The organism is Candidatus Enterococcus testudinis (assembly GCF_002140915.1).
In the GTDB taxonomy this organism is placed as follows: Bacteria; Bacillota; Bacilli; order Lactobacillales; family Enterococcaceae; genus Enterococcus_D; species Enterococcus_D testudinis.
This window is the reverse complement of record NZ_NGKU01000001.1, coordinates 1,322,117-1,341,859: the sequence shown is the minus strand read 5'-3', so window position 1 is coordinate 1,341,859 and position 19,743 is coordinate 1,322,117. Positions and strand designations below refer to the sequence as shown.

The 19,743-nt window shown below is 41.6% G+C and carries 22 protein-coding genes; 2 read left to right on the top strand and 20 right to left on the bottom strand.

Annotated features, from left to right (window positions below):
* Positions 1-100: 100 nt before the first annotated feature.
* The 11 genes from A5886_RS06440 to fabT form a co-directional block, all read right to left on the bottom strand.
* Entirely contained in the window at positions 101-886 is a 786-nt protein-coding gene (locus tag A5886_RS06440) for an acetyl-CoA carboxylase carboxyl transferase subunit alpha (protein WP_086274186.1), read from the bottom strand.
* Positions 879-1,748 (bottom strand): acetyl-CoA carboxylase, carboxyltransferase subunit beta, encoded by an 870-nt coding sequence (gene accD / locus A5886_RS06435; RefSeq protein WP_086274185.1) that lies wholly within the window; start codon positions 1,746-1,748, stop codon positions 879-881. Before accD ends, A5886_RS06440 begins: the two co-directional genes overlap by 8 nt.
* 12 nt (positions 1,749-1,760) lie before the next feature.
* Entirely contained in the window at positions 1,761-3,125 is a 1,365-nt protein-coding gene (locus A5886_RS06430) for an acetyl-CoA carboxylase biotin carboxylase subunit (protein WP_086274184.1), read from the bottom strand.
* Between the two features lie 7 nt (positions 3,126-3,132).
* Entirely contained in the window at positions 3,133-3,561 is a 429-nt protein-coding gene (fabZ, locus tag A5886_RS06425; RefSeq protein WP_054116338.1) for a 3-hydroxyacyl-ACP dehydratase FabZ, read from the bottom strand.
* A gap of 3 nt (positions 3,562-3,564) precedes the next feature.
* Positions 3,565-4,041 carry an acetyl-CoA carboxylase biotin carboxyl carrier protein gene (gene accB, locus A5886_RS06420; protein WP_086274183.1) on the bottom strand — a complete coding sequence of 159 codons (477 nt, stop codon included), beginning with the start codon at positions 4,039-4,041 and terminating at the stop codon, positions 3,565-3,567.
* Positions 4,042-5,280, bottom strand: a complete 1,239-nt coding sequence (gene fabF, locus A5886_RS06415) for a beta-ketoacyl-ACP synthase II (RefSeq protein WP_086274182.1) — start codon at positions 5,278-5,280, stop codon at positions 4,042-4,044.
* Positions 5,281-5,292: 12 nt separating this feature from the next.
* Positions 5,293-6,030: a 3-oxoacyl-[acyl-carrier-protein] reductase gene (gene fabG / locus A5886_RS06410; RefSeq protein ID WP_086274181.1), complete on the bottom strand. Its 738-nt coding sequence runs from the start codon at positions 6,028-6,030 to the stop codon at positions 5,293-5,295.
* A gap of 9 nt (positions 6,031-6,039) precedes the next feature.
* Positions 6,040-6,963: an ACP S-malonyltransferase gene (fabD, locus tag A5886_RS06405; protein ID WP_086274180.1), complete on the bottom strand. Its 924-nt coding sequence runs from the start codon at positions 6,961-6,963 to the stop codon at positions 6,040-6,042.
* A gap of 119 nt (positions 6,964-7,082) precedes the next feature.
* Positions 7,083-7,307, bottom strand: a complete 225-nt coding sequence (locus tag A5886_RS06400; protein ID WP_086274179.1) for an acyl carrier protein — start codon at positions 7,305-7,307, stop codon at positions 7,083-7,085.
* Positions 7,308-7,366: 59 nt separating this feature from the next.
* Complete coding sequence (locus tag A5886_RS06395) at positions 7,367-8,329, bottom strand: beta-ketoacyl-ACP synthase III (protein ID WP_086274178.1); 963 nt, start codon at positions 8,327-8,329, stop codon at positions 7,367-7,369.
* Between the two features lie 9 nt (positions 8,330-8,338).
* On the bottom strand, positions 8,339-8,779 hold the full coding sequence (gene fabT / locus A5886_RS06390) for a fatty acid biosynthesis transcriptional regulator FabT (RefSeq protein WP_179189985.1): 441 nt from the start codon (positions 8,777-8,779) through the stop codon (positions 8,339-8,341).
* 303 nt (positions 8,780-9,082) lie between these two features.
* Between fabT and A5886_RS06385 the strand changes: the two genes are divergently transcribed.
* Positions 9,083-10,024, top strand: a complete 942-nt coding sequence (locus A5886_RS06385) for a GIY-YIG nuclease family protein (RefSeq protein WP_086274176.1) — start codon at positions 9,083-9,085, stop codon at positions 10,022-10,024.
* Between the two features lie 86 nt (positions 10,025-10,110).
* Here A5886_RS06385 and A5886_RS06380 read toward each other — a convergent pair whose 3' ends face one another.
* The 9 genes from A5886_RS06380 to ykzS form a co-directional block, all read right to left on the bottom strand.
* Positions 10,111-10,341 (bottom strand): YkuJ family protein, encoded by a 231-nt coding sequence (locus A5886_RS06380; RefSeq protein WP_054116346.1) that lies wholly within the window; start codon positions 10,339-10,341, stop codon positions 10,111-10,113.
* An 83-nt stretch (positions 10,342-10,424) separates the two neighbouring features.
* The gene (locus A5886_RS06375; protein WP_086274175.1) at positions 10,425-11,300 is read right to left on the bottom strand and encodes an NAD(P)-dependent oxidoreductase; all 876 of its coding nucleotides are present in this window, start codon (positions 11,298-11,300) and stop codon (positions 10,425-10,427) included.
* A 179-nt stretch (positions 11,301-11,479) separates the two neighbouring features.
* On the bottom strand, positions 11,480-11,872 hold the full coding sequence (locus A5886_RS06370) for a type II toxin-antitoxin system death-on-curing family toxin (RefSeq protein ID WP_086276007.1): 393 nt from the start codon (positions 11,870-11,872) through the stop codon (positions 11,480-11,482).
* A 24-nt stretch (positions 11,873-11,896) separates the two neighbouring features.
* Positions 11,897-12,172: an AbrB/MazE/SpoVT family DNA-binding domain-containing protein gene (locus tag A5886_RS06365; protein WP_086274174.1), complete on the bottom strand. Its 276-nt coding sequence runs from the start codon at positions 12,170-12,172 to the stop codon at positions 11,897-11,899.
* 123 nt (positions 12,173-12,295) lie between these two features.
* Entirely contained in the window at positions 12,296-13,528 is a 1,233-nt protein-coding gene (locus tag A5886_RS06360; protein ID WP_086274173.1) for a glycosyltransferase family 4 protein, read from the bottom strand.
* Between the two features lie 28 nt (positions 13,529-13,556).
* Positions 13,557-14,567, bottom strand: a complete 1,011-nt coding sequence (locus tag A5886_RS06355; protein ID WP_086274172.1) for an LTA glycolipid anchor biosynthesis glycosyltransferase, IagA/BgsA family — start codon at positions 14,565-14,567, stop codon at positions 13,557-13,559.
* Between the two features lie 231 nt (positions 14,568-14,798).
* The gene (ptsP, locus tag A5886_RS06350) at positions 14,799-16,526 is read right to left on the bottom strand and encodes a phosphoenolpyruvate--protein phosphotransferase (protein ID WP_086274171.1); all 1,728 of its coding nucleotides are present in this window, start codon (positions 16,524-16,526) and stop codon (positions 14,799-14,801) included.
* Positions 16,526-16,792: a phosphocarrier protein HPr gene (locus A5886_RS06345; protein WP_003126335.1), complete on the bottom strand. Its 267-nt coding sequence runs from the start codon at positions 16,790-16,792 to the stop codon at positions 16,526-16,528. Before A5886_RS06345 ends, ptsP begins: the two co-directional genes overlap by 1 nt.
* A gap of 160 nt (positions 16,793-16,952) precedes the next feature.
* Positions 16,953-17,144 (bottom strand): protein YkzS, encoded by a 192-nt coding sequence (ykzS, locus tag A5886_RS06340; protein WP_086274170.1) that lies wholly within the window; start codon positions 17,142-17,144, stop codon positions 16,953-16,955.
* Between the two features lie 246 nt (positions 17,145-17,390).
* On the opposite strand from ykzS, the gene A5886_RS06335 reads away from it, so the two are divergent.
* Positions 17,391-19,631, top strand: a complete 2,241-nt coding sequence (locus tag A5886_RS06335) for an ATP-dependent Clp protease ATP-binding subunit (protein WP_086274169.1) — start codon at positions 17,391-17,393, stop codon at positions 19,629-19,631.
* The last annotated feature ends 112 nt before the right edge of the window (positions 19,632-19,743 follow it).

Here is a 19,743-nt window from a genome sequence, read left to right as displayed (position 1 = left end):
ATTTATAACTATTCATTTTCCATGATTCTTTATGCGTTGCCACTCATGTTTTGCATACAAAAATACCTACCGATATCAATGGATCCTCGGTAGGCAGATCTTAAAATTTTCTAAAGCGTTGATAACGCGCATTCACCAGCTCTTTTGGTGACAATGCCGCTAACTGATCCAGTTTAGCCGTAATCAACTGACGAAGATTATCCGCCAACTGCTCTTTGCTTAATACGTTGTCATCCTGTGTTTCTTCAATCACACGTTCAATGACGCCTAAGTCTTTTAATTCACGGGCAGTGATTTTCATCAACCCAGCTGCTTCTTTGGCACGACTGCCGTCTTTCCACAAGATAGAAGCAAAGCCTTCAGGAGATAAAATCGCATAGATCGAATACTCCATCATCCATACTTCATCACCCAAAGCCAACGCTAACGCACCGCCGCTGCCGCCTTCGCCAATAATAATAGCTAAAATCGGTACCGTCAGATCAGACATTTCGAACAAATTGCGGGCAATCGCTTCTCCTTCACCTCGTTCTTCAGCACCGATTCCACAAAAGGCACCAGCAGTGTTGATCAAGGTCACGATTGGTCGTCCGAATTTCTCTGCTTGTTTCATTAAACGTAACGCTTTACGATAGCCTTCAGGATGTGGCGAGCCAAAATTGCGTTTTAGATTCTCTGGCAGATTGCGCCCTTTTTGAATGCCGATGACGGTCACCGGTTTATCATCCAAACAAGCGATGCCACCCACCACAGCTTCATCTTCTCCGAAGAGGCGATCGCCATGAAATTCTTCAAAATCGGTAAAGACTGTTTCAAAGTAGTCCAATGCAGTCAAGCGATCTTTATGGCGGGCCAGTTCGACGATTTCATCTGCTGTTTTATGCATGACTGCCCCATCCCTTCATTGTGTGTAGTTGGATCAAATGACTGATTTTTTGACGTAATTCTGTTCGTGGAACGATTTGATCGACGAAACCATGCGCCAAAAGGAATTCAGCTTTTTGAAAATCCACTGGCAATTCTTGACGAATCGTTTGTTCAATCACGCGCCGTCCAGCAAATCCGATCATCGCTTGAGGTTCTGCCAATATGACATCCCCTTCCATGGCAAAACTGGCAGTGACACCACCAGTCGTTGGATCAGTCAAGACTGTCAAATAGAATAACCCCGCGTTGCTGTGTCGTTTGACTGCTGCTGAAATTTTGGCCATTTGCATCAATGACAGAATGCCTTCTTGCATCCGCGCACCGCCAGAGGCGGTAAAGATCACCACTGGCAACTGCTTTTCTTGCGCACGTTCAAACAAACGGGTGATTTTTTCACCAACCACAGTGCCCATACTACCCATGATAAAATTGGCATCCATGATGCCAATCGCTACTGGTAGGCCAGCTACTTTCGCTTCGCCTGTCAGAACAGCTTCATGTAAGCCAGTTTTTTCCTGCATGGCCGCAATTTTATCTTGATAGCCAGGGAAATCCAATGGATCTTCTGTGACTACATCGGTATCCCACTCATCAAAACTTTTTTCATCAATGGTAATGGCAATCCGTTCCCAAGCACTGATACGAAAGTTATAGCCACAATGCGGGCAAACTTTCTCTACCCCCATCTCTTTCGTATATAAAGTACGTTTGCAACTTGGGCATTTTGCCCATAAGTTGTCAGGAACGATTGGTTCATTCGTTGGTAATTGACCACGATTAGGATTGATACGAATGTAGTTTTTCTTTTTGAATAAAGCCATTCATTTCCCCTCCTACTGTTCAGGTGACCAATTCGGCAAAAATTCTTCTTGTAAAAAGGCCGTAGTGTAATCTCCTGCAATCACTTTTGGATGACTGATCAAATCCATTTGGAACTCTGCATTGGTGATCACACCATCAGTGACTAGTTCTGTCAACGCCCGTTGCATTTTCATCAAGGCTTCAAAACGATTTTCACCATGAACGATCACTTTCGCGATCATGGAGTCGTAATAAGGTGGAATCGTGTAGCCAGAATACATGGCACTGTCGACCCGAACGCCTAAGCCACCCGCCGGCAAAAACAAATTGTTGATTTTACCTGGAGAAGGTGCAAAATTGAAGGCTGGGTTTTCCGCATTGATACGGCACTCGATAGCAGCCCCCGTCATTTTGATATCTTCTTGCTTGATGCCTAACGGTTCACCGCTGGCAATCTCCAATTGTTTCTTGACCAAATCAACATTGGTCACCATTTCAGTGATTGGATGTTCCACTTGAATACGGGTATTCATTTCCATAAAGTAGAAGTCACCTGTTTCTGACATCAAGAATTCAATGGTACCCGCATTGCGATAAGCGACGGCTTCCGCTGCTCGTACCGCAGCTGAACCAATTTCAGCACGTTTGCTTTCTGAGATCACCACTGAAGGCGACTCTTCCAACACTTTTTGGTTGTTCCGTTGCAAGGAGCAATCCCGTTCACCTAAATGAATGATTGATCCAAAGGAATCACCTAAGATTTGCACTTCAATATGTCGTGCTGGGTAGACGATCTTTTCGATATACATTTCATCATTGCCAAAAGCAGCTTTGGCTTCTTGCTGTGCGGAAGCAAAGTGTTGCGGCAAGGTTTCTTTGTCCAAAACTTTACGGATTCCTTTTCCTCCACCGCCGGCAGCTGCTTTCAGCATCACTGGATAGCCAATTTCTTCAGCAATTTCCAGCGCTTCATCGACATTAGAAACTGCCCCTTCACTTCCTGGTATCACCGGTACATTGGCGTCAATCATTAAGCGACGGGCATTGATTTTATTCCCCATGGCATCGATCGTTTCGCTTTTTGGACCGATAAAGACGATGTTGCATTCTTCACACATCGCTGCAAAACGGCTATTTTCTGACAAAAAACCAAATCCAGGGTGAATCGCTTCAGCCTTCGTGACGATAGCGGCACTTAAAATCTGCTGGACATCTAAATAAGAGTCAGCGGCCTTGGCTGGTCCGATACAGATAGCTTCATCAGCAAGCTCAGTATGCAGTGCTTCTCGATCTGCTTCTGAATAGACAGCTACCGTTTGAATACCTAGTTCGCGACATGCACGAATAATACGTACGGCTATTTCACCGCGGTTTGCGATCAATACTTTTGAAAACATCTTTCACCTATCCAATCATGAAAGTCAGTTCTGCCTCTGCGACTTTTTTGCCGTCAACATAAGCAATCCCTTTGCCAATGCCAGCTGCAGACTTCACTTTGATTATTTCTACTTCTAAGATCAATGTATCTCCTGGGGTGACTTTTTTACGGAACTTTGCTTTATCCAGCCCACCGAAGTAAGCTGTTTTCCCTTTGAAATCAGGCAATGACAATAAAGCAACTGCCCCGGCTTGTGCCATCGCTTCAACGATCAGCACACCCGGCATTACGGGTTCATGAGGAAAATGGCCTTGGAAAAACGGCTCATTGATCGTGACATTTTTTTTGGCAACGACTCGTTTGCCTTCTTCTAATTCCTCCACGCGATCTACTAAGAGCATCGGGTAGCGGTGCGGAATGATTTCTTTGATTTCTTGGATTGTTAATGCAGTCATGGCTTACCCTTCCTTTATCCGGAACAACGGTTGATTGTATTCAACGATCTGTTCACTTTCTACTAAAACTGAAACCAATTCGCCATCAACATCGCTGACGATCTCGTTCATCACTTTCATCGCTTCAACGATGCACAAGATGTCGCCTTTTTTCACTTGGTCGCCAACTTGTTTGAAATTCTCTTTGTCAGGACTTGGTTTCAAATAAACGACACCAACAAGTGGAGAGATGACTTCTTTTCCTTCCGCAATCGGGGTTTCAGTCGCCACTGCTGGTGCAGCTGTTGTCGCAGCCGCTGCTGCCTGAACAGGTGCTGCCGGCGCTGCTGCTGTAGCTACTGGTTCAATTGCTGTCGGCTGAAAGCCGCTGGTTGTATTTTTGTTGAAATATAAATCAAAGGTATCTTTTTTCAAATGCAATTCAGTAAGTGTGGATTGATCGAATTGCGATAATAAGTCTTTTATCTCATTTGTTTCCAATTATGCTTCCTCCCAACGTTTCAATGCAATCACCGCATTGTGTCCACCAAAACCTAGTGAGTTGCTTAAAGCATATGTCAGCTCTGCTGGTTGACTTTCATTTTTGACCACATTTAGATCAATGGCTGGGTCTTGTTCAGTGACATTGATGGTTGGCGGAACAAATTGATGTTGCAAAGCCAATAAAGAAGCAATGGCTTCGATTCCTCCAGCCGCCCCTAGCAAATGTCCAGTCATTGACTTTGTACTGCTGACAAATGGTTTGCGATAATCATCACCCAATCCATATTGGATCGATGTCGCTTCGGCACTGTCGTTGGCTGGTGTACTTGTCCCATGGGCATTGATGTAATCAACTTCAGCAGGGGTGATCCCAGCTTCATTCATCGCCAATTTCATTGCTTTGCCTGCACCAGATCCATCTGGGTTAGGTGCTGTCATATGGTATGCATCACAGTTGGCACCGTAGCCTACAACCTCACCGAGGATCGTTGCGCCTCGTTGTTGGGCATGTTCCAGTGATTCAAGAATGAAGACACCCGCACCTTCACCCATCACGAATCCACTGCGATCTTTATCAAATGGGACAGAGGCCTTATTTGGATTGGTTTCCGTTGTCAATGCTGTTAATGAAGCAAATCCAGCGATGCCGATCTCACAAATCGTCGCTTCTGACCCACCAGCGATCATCACATCCGCATAGCCATGTTTGATGTTACGGAACGCTTCGCCAATTGAATGCGTACCAGAGGCGCAGGCTGAAACAGTGGTCGTACAGATTCCTTTGGCGCCAACCCGTAAAGCAATATTTCCAGCAACCATATTAACGATCGACATTGGCACGAACATTGGGGATACGCGATTCGCCCCTTTATCATGCATACGAATCACTTGGTCTTGAATCGTTGGCAAACCGCCGATTCCAGAACCAACCATGACACCAAAACGATCTGCATCGATCGATTCAGCATCTAACTGTGCCATATTCATCGCTTCCAAGGCAGCGTAAATACCATAGATCGAGAAAAGATCCATCCGTTTGGTATCTTTTTTGACGAAGTATTTTTCTAATGGAAAATCTTTGACTTCTCCAGCCAATGTGATTCCTGTTGCTTCCGCATCAAATTTGGTGATTGGTGCGATTCCATTCGTACCGTTTTGTAAACTTGCTAAAAAGGTTTCTGGATCGTTCCCAATTGGTGAAGTGACCCCATAACCTGTAATGACTACTCGATTCATATTCTTCTCCTCCTAGCCTTGCATTGCCATGCCGCCATCCACGCTCAGCACTTGACCTGTGATATAGGGGCTTTTGGCTAAAAATACTGCTGCATGTGCAACATCTTCTGTAGAGCCAAACCGCTGCAGCGGAATTACTGCAATCGATTGTTCTTTGACTTTATCGGACAACACTGCGGTCATCTCTGTTTCAATAAAACCTGGTGCGATCGCATTGACAGTGATTCCCCGTGCTGCACCCTCTCGAGCTGCAGACTTGGTAAAACCGATCACACCGGCTTTACTGGCTGCATAATTTGCTTGACCAATATTACCAGTCAACCCCACAACACTGGTCAGATTGATAATGCGGCCTTCTCGCAGCTTCATCATCTTCTTGATTGCATGTTGTGTCATGTTGAAAGTACCTGTTAAATTGATTTTGATCACTGATTCGAAATCTTCTGGTTTCATTCGCAGCAACAATTTGTCATTGGTGATTCCTGCATTGTTGACCAGAATGTGGATTGGACCAATTGCCGCTTCTGCCTCAGCAAGCATCTGTCCCGCTTGCTCAAAGTCTGCGATATCGCCATTGACCGCAGCACAGGTCACACCATATTGGGTGATGCCGTCAATCAAGGATTGGTCGATCTCTTTACGCCCATTTAAAATGATATTGGCGCCTTCTTTGGCAAATGTTTCCGCAATCGTGTAGCCAATCCCGCGAGAACTGCCTGTTACAAATACATTTTTGTTATGTAGATCCATATAATCCTCCTATTTGAACGTTGCGAGGGTATCTGCAAGCGTTTGACTGTCTTCTACACGCAATGTTTGGATATCTTTGTCGATTTTTTTCATAAAGCCGCTCAACACTTTCCCAGGACCGATTTCAATGACACGCCCGATACCTAGTGCTTTCAGTGTTGCAATACTTTCATAAAAACGGACCGGCGACTTGACTTGCCGAGTCAATAAATCTTTGATTTCTGTATAAGCCATCGGTTCTGCTGTTGTATTGCTGATGACCGGGACTTGTGGTTGATCAAAACCGACAGTGATCAACTCCTGCGCCAATTTCTCAGCAGCCGGGGCCAGCAATGCCGTATGGAAAGGTCCGCTGACATTTAAAGGAATCATCCGTTTGCTGCCAGCTGCTTGAAGCAATGCGATTGCATGGTCCACCGCTGGTGCTTCACCACCGATAACGATTTGTTGCGGTGTATTATAGTTTGCCGGCGAGACGATGCCAACCGTTGAGGCTTCTTTGCAGATTGCTTCGATAGTCTCGGCTGGTGTATTCATCACCGCCACCATTTTGCCAGTACCAGCCGGGGCCGCTTCTGTCATAAATGTACCGCGTTTTTGAACCAATGCGACTGCATCAGCAAATGTCACAGACTTGCTGGCAACCAATGCGCTGTATTCGCCTAAACTTAGGCCAGCCATCGCATCTGCCTGGATTCCTTTAGCTTCTAAGACTCGCCAAAAAGCTGTACTGACTGTTAAAATAGCTGGTTGCGTATATTCAGTTTGATTTAAACGGTCATTTTCTTCAAAGCATAGGGCTGCCATATCATAACCAAGTATGTCGCTGGCTTCATCAAACGTTTGGCGAACAATTGCTTCTTGTTGATATAACTCTTTTCCCATCCCTTGGTATTGGGCGCCTTGTCCGCTAAATAGAAAAGCTGTTTTCATCTTTTACTCCTTTATATTCACATCAAATTGATTGGAGAACATGGTTTGATCGAAATCAACGATCAACGTGTTCATGAAACAATAAAAGGAAAGGCTAGGCTGCTTGCCTAGCCTTTGTATTATGCTTGTTGTTTTTCTACATATTTAACTAGATCTTCAACTGTTGTGATGCCATCTTCGGTTTCGATTTTCACATCAAATTCATCTTCGATCTCATTGATGATTTGGAATAAATCTAAGCTGTCCGCTTCTAGATCTTCTTGAATGTTTGTGTTCAATTTGATTTCTTCTGTTTCTTTTCCTAATTCTTCTGCTACGATTGCTTGAATTTTTTCGAATACCATGTGTTGTTTCCTCCAATGTGTGTAATTATCTTATTTTATGATTTATTATTGTGAACAGGTTATAAGGTAGCGAGCATGGTACCCCATGTCAATCCGCCGCCAAAACCTGAGAACACCACTCGTTGTCCACTGCCAAGTGACAGTGTGCCTTTTTTGACTTCTTCATCCAATAACAAAGGAATCGAAGCTGCTGAAGTATTGCCATAGTTTTGCATATTTTGTAAAAAATGTTCACGAGGCTGTTTCAGCTTCCGTGCCACTTTATCTAATATACGGGCATTTGCTTGATGCAGCAGATAATAATCTACTTTCTCATTGTCGATGATTTCAGCAATCGACTGAACAACATCCCTTGTTGCAAAATCAAAGATTTCTCTTCCCACCATTTGCATACAGGCATTATAAGCCGGTGCATGTGTCGAGAAAGGATTGTTGTTGCTGCGAAAGCCAGAGGTCAATGACATGCCTCTTGTGCCATCTGCTTTGAGACTTTCTTTCAAGATATGCTGTTGATCCGTCGCTTCTAAAACGATACCGGCAGCGCCGTCACCGAACAAAACAGCCGACGAACGGTCTTCCCAATCTAGTACTTTCGATAGTACTTCACCGCCAATGACTAATCCTTTTTTCGAACCAGTTCTAATCAGCTTTTCAGCCATCGATAGCGCATAAACGAAACCAGCACAGGCAGCACTGATATCAAAAGCAAAGGCATTGACTGCACCAATCTTTCCTTGCACCTGACAGGCAACTGCCGGTGTATTGAAATCAGGTGTGATCGTCGCCACCAGGATAAAATCAAGTTCTTCTGGCGCGATCTTTGCGTCTGCCAATAGCTTCTCAGCTACTTTGAAACAAAGATCCGATGTATTCTCACCCGCCGAAATTCTTCTTTCTTTGATGCCTGTTCTTGAATAGATCCATTCATCCGACGTATCCATTACAAGAGATAAGTCATCATTGGTGACGATTTTTTCTGGAACATAACTTGCTGTTGCGGTAATTCTCCCAAACATATTCATCGATTATTCTCACTTATACTCTTGTAAAAAATTATGCAGATTTTTTAGTGCTTTCAGTAAAGCTTTTTCTTCTTCTGGATTCATCTGGCTTAATACACCTTTGACCATTTCGCGATGGAAATGCTGATGGACCCGAAAAAGCAATTTGCCTTTCTTGGTTAACGCTAATTTTACGACCCGGCGATCATCTTCACTCCGAATCCGTTCTACATAGTCTTTCTTTACCAAACGATTGATCGCGATGGTCAATGTCCCAACTGTGATTGATAGTTCTTTAGCAACTTCAGTCGTCGTCTTCTTTTTGTACATCCCGATTGCTTCGATGGTATGCATTTCAGTAATTGAAAGATCTTTAAATTGTGATTTTTTCAATTCAGATTCTTCGATCACTAAGATGTCGTTAAAGACACTGACTAAGTAGTCATTGACTGTTTCTAAATTGGGTTCCATAGTGTTCACCATCCGAATACTTTGATAATCAAATCATTTGATAGTCAAACTATATCGAAAGTTATAAAGAATTGCAAGAACATTTTTAAACTTTTGTGATTTTTAAGGACATTTTTATTTTCAACGGCTTTTTCTTAGAATTGATTTCCTATGAGTTGACAAATTTTATTTTATACGCTTCCAAATTTACCTTGATGGTCAAACTAAGTCGTGAAGGTACAGCAAACATTGTATAGCAGCACCTGAATCGCTTGCTATCAAGCGGTTATTTTGCTACCCTTTGAAGTGAAATGAGGAGAAAGAATGAACAAAGATATAGAAAAATTAAAAAGAAAAGCCAATGCCTTGCCAACAACACCTGGCATTTATTTGATGAAAGATCAACACGGTACTGTGGTGTATGTCGGCAAAGCCAATTCACTTAAGAACAGGGTGACTTCCTATTTTCGAAAGAACCAACAGCATGCCAATAAAACGTTGAGAATGGTCCACAATATTACTGACTTCGACACAGTGGCAGTCGATACGGAATTAGACGCTTTGTTGTTGGAATGTCAAATGATCCAACAACTCCACCCTATGTACAATCGACAAATGAACCATTTTGCCAACTATTGTTATCTTGATTTAAGTGGTCATCAGTTTCAATGCCAAGAAACGAGAACAGAGACCTCTGTCGGACCATTTAGAAGACCGAAACAGTTGCCATTGCTATTTCAGTTACTCAGTGAGACCTATCAGCTAGATACGATCAATCCGATTGCTAAAGCCCGATTAGAAAAACAACTACCCGCTGCCAGGTTGCGAACTGATTCAGAGAAATGGCAAAATATTCGTTGCTTTTTCACAGGAGAGGATACGGATTTTTTTCGATTGTGCCAACAGCGATTGACCTATCTCACGGAGGAATTGCTCTTTGAACAAGCCCAGATACTTAATCAGCAGCTTACGATTGCAAACCATTTTTATCAAGAAATCAAACGTATCAATCAATTTTGGCAGGCACCTGACGTGATTATTCAAGTCCCGATGTGTGTGGACAATGCAAAAGACTTGTATGCAATCAAATATTATCACATTCAATTTGGGCAAGTACAAGAGACTAAAATATGCAGTCCGACAGAGACATTTAATCCCCGAATCTCAACAGACCATTCCTCACGGCGCCCTTTAACGAAAAGTGATCTAGACCCAGTCTGTATCTTGATCAATTATCATCATCGTTTAGGCATCCGAATGGATTGATAGAGACATAAAAAAGGAACCAAAAGCGATCGCTGATCAACTTTTGGTTCCTTTTTGTATGATTGGATAGAAAGAAAACATCTTTCTTATTGGATCAAATCATAAATTTCCATGGCTACAATATCGACATTATCAAATTGATAAGGTTGATTTGTTTCTGCCTCCGTTAATTCAAACGTTTCAGTAGAATGATCATAAGTAACGGTACATTTTTCGACGCCTTCTTTTTCAAAACGACGTACTTGAACTTCACTGTCTTGCGCTTCGACCATCGCTTCTAAACGTTTGATGATAGCGACTAATTGCGAACTTTTCATTCGTAAGCCTCCTTTTTCTGTCCGTTTTATTGTATCAAAACATCCTCTAACATGCATTGATTTTTACAAATTTTTTTGCGATTTTATGATTTTTTTCCATCTTGCCACCAAAGTTTAATCAGTGCTTGGGTTCCGTCATTTTCAAAGCCCTTGTCTGCCAATTGATCGTATAGGGATTTGGCTAGTTTGGTGCTTGGTAAATCTAGATTCATTTTTGCTGCTTCGTCTAATGCGATGCCTAAGTCTTTGATAAAATGTTTGACAAAAAAGCCTGGGGAATAGTCTTCTTTCAAAATTCTCGGACTATAATTGGTCATTGACCAGTTATTTGCGCCGCCGCCAGATAACGTTTGAATGACTTGAGGCAAATCAAGATTAGCTGCTTGTGCATAAACCAGCATTTCAGTCAAACCAGTCATCGTCCCTGCAATCATGATTTGATTGGCCATTTTGGTGTGTTGGCCTTTCCCTGGACCGCCTTGCAGTTGATAACTTTTACCCATGATTTTAAATAATGGCAACACCCGATCATATGTTGACTGATCCCCACCTGCCATAATGGTCAATGTGGCATTTTGAGCACCTAAATCGCCGCCGGAAACCGGTGCATCGATACTTGCAGCCCCTTTTTCTACAGCTGTTTGATATATTCTTTCTGCTAAATCAGGTGTACTTGTCGTGAAATCTACAAGCACTTTACCAGCGATATCTGTTTGAAAAATCCCCTTGTCTCCATAGTAGACTTCTTCTACATCCCTTGGATAGCCAACCATTGTAAAAATGATCTCGCTATTGGCTGCGACTTCTGTAGGCGTGTCAAACCACTGAGCACCTTTTTCAACCAACCCGTCTGTTTTGCTTTTTGTGCGGTTGTAGACTGCAACCTGATGACCAGCTGCTAATAAATGACCGACCATTGATTGGCCCATCACGCCTGTTCCGATAAATCCTAATTCCATGTTCATTCCTCCAAATCAAAAAAGTTCATGTCATTAGTATACGCTAAAAACATGAACATTGCCAAAAAGTCCACTTACATCAACGGTTACAGCGTGTTGGAATACGCGTGAGAACATCCAGCTGTATTTTACTTCTATTGAAGGTATTCTAACGCTCCTGATCTATCCATACCAATCCATTACTTCATATTTTTAGCATCGATTTTCGTTGAATGATTTTTTAATCTATCAGCTGTTATCTCTTTTAAATCATTAAAATCACCCAGATATGTAGCAATGTTAACCACAAATTCTACAACTTCCTGATTTTCCATTCTTAGAAAGTAGCCGTTTAGCTTAAGAAAAACATATACAGCTAGAAATGCTGTACGTTTATTCGCATTATGAAATGGATGCTTTTTAATCAAATTGATCAATAGAACAGCTGCTTTACTGAAATGATCAGGATAAAGATCTTTTCCAAAAATATGCTTTTTAGGTTGATTTACAGCCATGCTCAAAACGTTTTTATCAATAATACCAATTGTTTCCTTTGGTGAATAATTTTTTATTTGAATCACATTTAATTTCATTATATCTTTTTTCACTTAAATAGATCATCTATCAACTAATTCCTTCAATGCTGTATCATATTCAGATAACGCTTGATTTATGTACATATCAATTTCAAGATCTACATTGCTTTCTTCTTTCACAATTGCATCCATCATTTTGTCTTCATCAATAAAAATAGTGTCGCCTGGTTTCAATCCTTTTTTCAATAAACTCTCTTTTGATAAAGTAACTACTATTGAATTTTCTACTTCTCTAGTTTTTCTTTTTTTATATTCACAAAAATCATCTTCTACAGCAAGTTTACACCGTATATCCATAGTGGACAATATATCTTATTTTCAATATACCATTGCTTTATGCAAAATAAAACAAGACAAAAAATAGCATCATTTCTGATAATACTTTTTGTCTTGTTTAATTGTAGGCGAGAAAAGTTTTCCTTACTCACTTGTACGACGGAAAGCTTTCAATTTCACTTTGAATTTTTCCAACGTTTGCTCCGTTTCTTTTTCCAATTCAGTCGTTTCGTAATAAGCGACCATATCATGATAAAAAGAAAGCATTGTTTCGCCAAACCGCAGCGCAGAGATTTCATACATCTTGCGTCTCAAGACTTCAGGGTCTGCTGGAATTTGCTTTTGGACATAATCAATAAACGTACGGGCAAAGTCTTGGTCTGTTTGATAGGTCACTCCTAGGGAAGGATCATCAATCAATGTATTCAAGTAATCATTGCCTTCCACCACTAAAGGTGTGCCAGCAGCCATGGCCTCCGTATAAGTCAACCCTTGGGTTTCCGAGGTGGATGCACTGACGAAATAATCCGCAGCATGATAATAAATGGCCACTTCATCATTGGGTACTTCACCGACAAAATAAATATGATCAGATAATTGCATATCGGCTACTTTTTCTTCGAGTTTTTCTTTATGGGGACCTTTACCAACGATCACTAGTTTCGCCTCTGGGATCGAAGCGAGGATTTCCGGCATGCCATCTATAATTGCTTGAATATTTTTTTCATATGAAATACGGCTTAAAGATAAGAGCATCGGTTGATCGTCTGCGATCGCTAATTGTTGGCGCAGTGTTTTTTTCATTTCTGCCGTAATATCCGGACGCCTGAATTTATCCACTTCTATTCCGGTCGGGATGATACGCATTGGCGAAACCACACCATAGCCTCTCAAAGTGTCGATGACCCGTTCACTTGGACAGACCACGCCGGTACTGTGATTGGCAAAAATACGAGACAAATATTTCACATGTGCCGGCCGCAACACTTTGCCATTGGCGATATAATGAAGATAGTCTTCGTACATCGTATGATACGTGTGGATCACCGGAATCTGCATTTTTTTACCGACCATTTTCCCTAACATACCTGCACCGAACTCCGTATGGGTATGAATCAGCTCCAACTCCAACTCTTTGGCGATCAAATACGCATACACCATTCCTCGAACGACGATTCTTCGGTCTTTGAATGACACGAAGGGAACACTCGGCATGCGAATGATATCTTCTTCATCTAACGCTGCATTTGGGTCTGTTGTCGTAAAAATATAGACTTTATGCCCTTTTTTCTCTAATTCTTCTTTTAACGTTTTGATTGATGTTGCTACACCACTGACCTGTGGAAAGTAAGTGTCTGTGAAAAATCCGATTTTCAAAACGGTACCTCCAAACTTCGCATAATTGCTACTTCTTTGTCAACACTTGCTGATAGACAGTTTGTAACTCTTTTCCAATTGCATCAATACTTTTTGACTGCGCCGTACGATAGCCAGCCTCGGTTAAGTCTGGCATTTCACCTTCCACGATTGCTTTGATTTTTGCAGCAAAGTGGTTATTGTCTTTGGCCATATAGGCATTTTCGTTCTCTTTGAGCCAGCCTTTATAAACTGGGATGTCTCGCACCAAAATGTGTTGTCTGCTGGCCAAGGCTTCTAATACCACGATACCTTCCGTTTCTTCATAAGATGGGAAAAAGAACAAATCAGCGGCCGAATAGGCACCTTCAATAATATCTCCTTTAATATAGCCTGGGAATAAGACATTGGCGGGATGATTTTCATTGACCAAATCACGGATCTTTTTGGGAATGGTCATCATCGGTGTATGGCCAAACCAGATAAATGTGTATTCAGGTAATTGTTTAGCAATCTCGACAAAATCAAGAATACCTTTGCGTTCAAAAAACAACCCAACTGAGATAATGACTTTTTGATTCGGATCTAATTGAAAATAATCGCGAAAGGCTTGTTCTTTTTCCGCCTTTGGTTGATATTTTGCTAAATCGATCCCATTGGAAATTGCCTTGATCGGCAGGTTCAGCCCATAACTTTCTAACAATTCTTTCGAATAAGGTGTCGGCGTGATCAATTGATCGGCTCTTTCATATAGATTGATCAGATATTTTTTATATAATGGCGATAGCTGGTTCGAACCGATAAATGAATTCCGAAAATCCTCTTCTGTAGAATGGGCATGATAAATGACTTTTTTCCCTTGTCGCTTGGCTTTGTTAACCATATGCAGACTATTTATGCCATAGGTATTGATATGCAATATATCATAATCTTCAGCATGTCGGTCTAATGTAAAAGGAATACCCACATCAGTCAACGCTCTTTGTTGATGGGCCAACGCTCTGCCAATCCCTGATTTGGCCAATAACTTTTCTCCTTCAAAGTAAAGCAGTACTTTCAAAAACAATTCCTCCTTGGTACTGAATATGTCTACCTATAGTATAGCATAGTCAGTTGTAGACACACTCCTACCATGGTCCTAGTAATGGCTTATCCTTAGTCTCCATGATACTGGAATCACTAGAAATAGCAATGATTTAACGTAGAATATGACAAAACTGTTCGTTACGTCAATTATATGTGTATACGCAAAAAAGGCAGTAAGCGGATGCTTACTGCCTTAACTGTTTGCTTACTTCACATACTCGTCGATCAATGCTACAACATCTTCCATTGTATCACAATCTTCTAAAGCACGTTTCGCCAATTCTTGCATATCAGTAGTTGATAAGCGTTTCATTAGGCTGCGTGTTTTTAGAACAGAAGTTGCACTCATTGAAAACTCGTCTAAGCCCATACCTACTAACAACGGTACAGCTGTTTGATCCCCAGCCATTTCGCCGCACATACCAGCCCATTTACCTTCAGCGTGCGCTGCATCGATGACGTTTTTGATCAAACGTAAGATGGATGGGTTATATGGTTGGTATAAGTAAGATACGCGTTCATTCATCCGATCGGCAGCCATTGTGTATTGGATCAAATCATTGGTACCAATACTGAAGAAGTCAACTTCTTTGGCAAATTTATCTGCCAAAACAGCTGCAGCTGGAATTTCGATCATGATACCTACTTGGATATCATTTGAAATTTCAACACCTTCATCAATCAATTTTTGACGTTCTTCATCGTACATTTTTTTCGCTGTCCGGAATTCTTTCAATGTTGCCACCATTGGGAACATAATACGAAGATTTCCATGAGCTGATGCACGAAGCAAGGCACGTAATTGCGTACGGAACATATCGTCCCCTAATTCAGACAAGCTGATGCGCAATGCACGATAGCCTAAGAATGGATTCATTTCATGAGGTAATTTTAGATAAGGAAGCTCTTTGTCCCCACCGATGTCCATCGTACGGACAACAACTGGTTTGCCAGCCATTCCTTCTAAAACTGCTTTGTATGCTTTATATTGGTCTTCTTCTGTTGGGAAATCAGGAGAATCCATGTACAAGAATTCAGTACGGTATAAACCAACTGCTTCTGCACCATTGTTGTGAACACCATCTAAATCTTTAGGTGTTCCGATATTCGCAGCCAATTCAAAGTGCTTGCCATCAGCGGTCACTGTTTCAGCATCTTTCAATTTTTCCCATTCTGCTTTTTGGTCAGCGTAAGCTTCTCCTGCTTTGATAAATTCAGCTGCTTGATCATCAGTTGGATTCACGATCACATCGCCGATGATTCCATTTACAGCTAAAATATCGCCTGCATTCACTTTTGCGGTAATTTCCATCGTTCCTACGATTGCAGGAATTTCTAATGACCGTGCCATGATTGCAGAGTGAGATGTACGTCCACCGATATCTGTAACAAAAGCTTTTACGAAGTTGCGGTCTAATTGTGCTGTATCACTTGGTGTCAAGTCATGAGCAACAACAACGACTTCTTCGTTGATCATTGAAGGATTTGGCAAGGTTACATTCAACAAATGCGCCAAGATACGTTTTGCGACATCTTTGATATCCGCTGCCCGTTCTTGCATGTAAGCATTGTCATCCATTGCTTCAAACATACCAATATACATGTCAGTCACTTCTTTCAATGCTGCTTCAGCATTGACTTTGTTGTCTGTCACGTTTTGTTTGATTTGACCGATCATTTCTGGATCTGAAAGAACCATTAGATGCGCGTCAAATACTTGTGCTTCTGCTTCGCCTAGTGTTTGCGCAGCTTTGTCGCGGATTTGTTGTAATTCCGCAGTTGACTTCGCCAACGCTTCATCTAAACGTGCTTCCTCTGCTGCCGTATCTTCAACTGTTACTTTTGAAAAAGATAAATCAGGTTGTACTAACAGGTAGGCTTTCGCAACGGCAACGCCATCACTAGCAGCAATTCCTTTTAGCATCTCAACCATTATTCAGACAAACCTTCTTTTTTCATTGTTTCAACGATTGCAGCAATTGCATCTGCTTCGTCAGCGCCTTCAGCTGTGATTGTAACGTCAGAACCTTGGCCAACGCCTAATGACATAACGCCCATGATTGATTTAAGGTTTACTGATTTGCCTTTGTATTCTAAGTTGATATCAGAATTGAATTTGCTTGCTGTTTGTACTAATAATGTAGCTGGACGTGCGTGGATACCTGTCTCAGCAACTACGTGAAAATCTTTCTTTTCCATATTGATCAATCTCCCTTATGAACCATTTTTTTGTGTGAAGGCATCATTTTAAAGGCGCACAAAGCACCATAAAAAAATTACCCTTTCAACTGTTAAGATTACCATTTTTTTCTTAGTTAGACAACCGTTTTCTCTCAAATATCCGATCGAAATAGATCAGCTATTTATTTTCTGACTGATATCGATAAATAATAGTACCATTCAAACCGGCTTCTCCGACGAAATTGACACGATCATCAAGTTGCAGCCATACATCGCGAAAAACTAAAAATTGCGTTTGAGTGACCAACAACTCTTTGATTTCTCCGCTTCTCAGCTGGTTGATACTGGTATTGAAATCAATGTTATCCATTTTCTGCTGTTCACCTCTTTGTTCCTATTATAAGGGAAATTTCTAGACTTGAAAAGCATTCAAAAAGCCAGTCAAATTTCTAAAATGATCAAGTTAAAATGGTTGCAGTCTGATCAAAAGTCAGTATAATAGAATTATGGTCAGTAAAGGTCAATAGAACCTTGATAAATGACTGCCCTTTTTTAATCATCCTTTTGATTAAATAATAGGATAAAAAAGGATAACTATCAGAAAGGTCGTGTATCTATGCTTTGTCAAAATTGTGGCAAAAATGAAGCATCGATTCATTTATATGCCAATGTCAATGGTCAACGAAAACAATTGGATTATTGTCAAAGTTGTTATCAAAAATTAAAAACACAATCAGGAAACGCTGCCGCCGCTATGGCGCAAGACCCATTTGGTTTTGGAAATTTGGATGATCTATTCCGTCAAATGTCCCGTCAAATGCAGCAAGGAAATCCTGCTGATCAAACGCCACCTACCCAAACTGGCGGCAATGGATTCATCGGTGGTCAACCACCGCGGAACAACCAAGCGACCAATGGTCTTTTAGGAGAATACGGGATCAATATTACTCAAATGGCACGGGATGGCGAAGTCGATCCTGTTGTTGGACGTGATAGTGAAATCAAACGCGTCATTGAAATCTTGAATCGCCGTACCAAAAATAATCCTGTTTTGATTGGTGAGCCCGGTGTCGGTAAAACGGCAGTTGTCGAAGGATTAGCCCAAAAAATCGTGGATGGCGATGTACCGCAAAAGCTGATGGACAAAGAAGTCATTCGCTTAGACGTTGCCTCCCTTGTTCAAGGCACAGGCATTCGTGGTCAATTTGAAGAACGAATCCAAAAACTGATCGAAGAAATCAAGCAAGCTGAGAACGTGATTTTATTTATCGATGAAGTCCACGAAATTGTCGGGGCCGGTGCTGCTGGCGATGGCAATATGGATGCGGGAAATATCTTGAAACCCGCACTTGCTCGTGGTGAATTGCAAATGGTCGGAGCGACGACATTGAATGAATACCGCATCATTGAAAAGGATGCGGCCTTAGAACGTCGCTTGCAACCAGTCCGTGTCGATGAACCAACTGTCGAAGAAACGATTCGTATTTTACAAGGTCTGCAACCACGCTACGAAGACTACCATCATGTTCGGTATACTGACGAAGCGATTCAAGCAGCTGCTACTTTATCAAACCGTTATATTCAGGATCGTTTCTTGCCAGATAAAGCCATCGATTTATTGGATGAAACTGGCTCAAAGAAAAACTTAACGATCCAAATCGTTGATCCAAAAATGATCGATAAAAAATTGCAAGAAGCTGAAGCACAAAAACAAGCCGCTTCCCAAGAAGAAGACTTTGAGAAAGCCGCTTACTACCGTGATCAGATCAATAAACTGCAAAAAATGAAAGAACGACAAATCAGCGATGAAGAAACGCCAGTCATCACCGAAAAAGATATGGAACAAATCGTTGAAGAACGGACCAACATTCCTGTCGGTGATTTAAAGGAAAAAGAACAAACTCAATTAAAAAACCTTGCTGATGATTTGAAAGCCAAAGTGATTGGTCAACAAGAAGCCATCGACAAAGTAGCCAAAGCGATCCGCCGCAACCGCGTTGGTTTAGGCAAACAAAATCGCCCAATCGGTTCTTTCCTTTTTGTTGGACCAACAGGTGTTGGGAAGACTGAATTGGCAAAACAATTGGCCTTTGAACTATTTGGTTCAGCAGACGCCATGATTCGCTTTGATATGTCAGAATACATGGAAAAACACAGTGTAGCAAAATTGATTGGTTCTCCTCCAGGCTATGTTGGTTATGAAGAAGCCGGCCAATTAACTGAAAAAGTGCGTCGGAATCCTTATAGTTTGATTTTGTTGGATGAAGTCGAAAAAGCTCACCCAGATGTTCTACACATGTTCTTGCAAATTTTAGATGACGGACGTTTGACAGATGCACAAGGCAGAACTGTCAGCTTTAAAGATACCTTGATCATCATGACAAGTAATGCTGGAACAGGTAAAGTCGAAGCAAATGTTGGCTTTGGCGCAGCCAGAGAAGGCATTACACGCTCTGTACTCAATCAATTGAACAATTATTTTACACCTGAATTCTTGAACCGTTTTGACGGCATCGTTGAATTCCAATCTCTAAGCAAAGAAAACTTGTTATCGATCGTTTCATTGATGCTGGATGAAGTCAATCAAACACTGCGTCAACAAAAATTATCGATCGAAGTGCCGCAAAATGTACAAGAAAAATTAGTCGATTTGGGCTATAGTGCCACCATGGGTGCACGACCATTGCGTCGAACCATTCAAGATCAGATCGAAGACGGCATCGCGGAATACTATCTGGAACATCCAGAAGTCCGTGCATTACAAGCTGAAATCGATGATTCAGACAAAATTATCGTGACCGCAAAAACACCCGAAGCAGACATACAACAAGTCAGCGATTCTGAAGAACACGAATAAAAAGAGTGAGGTGAGACATTACTGCGTGTAGTGATCACCATGCCAGACAACCATGTTACCCCAAAAAATTGGATTTTCTGAGTTGTCTGGCTTTTATTTTGAAAAAAAACGC